This window comes from Brevundimonas sp. P7753 (assembly GCF_013386595.1).
Lineage (GTDB): Bacteria > Pseudomonadota > Alphaproteobacteria > Caulobacterales > Caulobacteraceae > Brevundimonas > Brevundimonas bullata.
In genome coordinates this window covers 1-453 of record NZ_JACARP010000209.1, presented here as the reverse complement: position 1 = coordinate 453, position 453 = coordinate 1, and the positions used below count along the sequence as shown (strand labels likewise).

Genomic DNA, 453 nt, shown 5'->3' with positions numbered 1-453 from the left:
TCGTCAGCAATCCGCCCTTCCACGACGGCGGGACCGAGGATCGGCGTCTGGGTCAGAACTTCATCCGTCAGGCGGCGGCCCTGCTGAAGACCGGCGGCGTGCTGTGGCTGGTGGCCAACCGGCACCTGCCCTATGAGGCCGAACTGAACGCGGCCTTCAAGCGGGTGAAGCCGCTGCTCGACAAGGGCGGGTACAAGATCTTCGAGGCGGTGAAGTGAGCACGTCCTCAAGCAGCCCGAAGGGCGGTAGGACCCCAACAAGTAGAGTCGATAAGCTCCTCGGCTCCATGGGCTATGGCTCGCGGGCCGAGATGGCGCGGATGGGCAAGGCGGGCGGGATCGTGCTGGACGGCGCAGACCTGACCGATGTGTCCAAGCGCATTCCGGTGACGCCCGACCTGCCGAGCCGGATGGAGATCGACGGCGAGCCGCTGGACCCGGTTCCGGGTCTGGT

At 66.7% G+C, this 453-nt stretch carries 1 protein-coding gene; it reads left to right on the top strand.

Annotated elements, in window-relative coordinates:
* Positions 1 to 218, top strand: a 218-nt coding sequence (locus tag HX774_RS19180; protein WP_178829001.1) for a methyltransferase, incomplete at its 5' end; no start/stop codon positions are given.
* Positions 219 to 453: the final 235 nt, after the last annotated feature.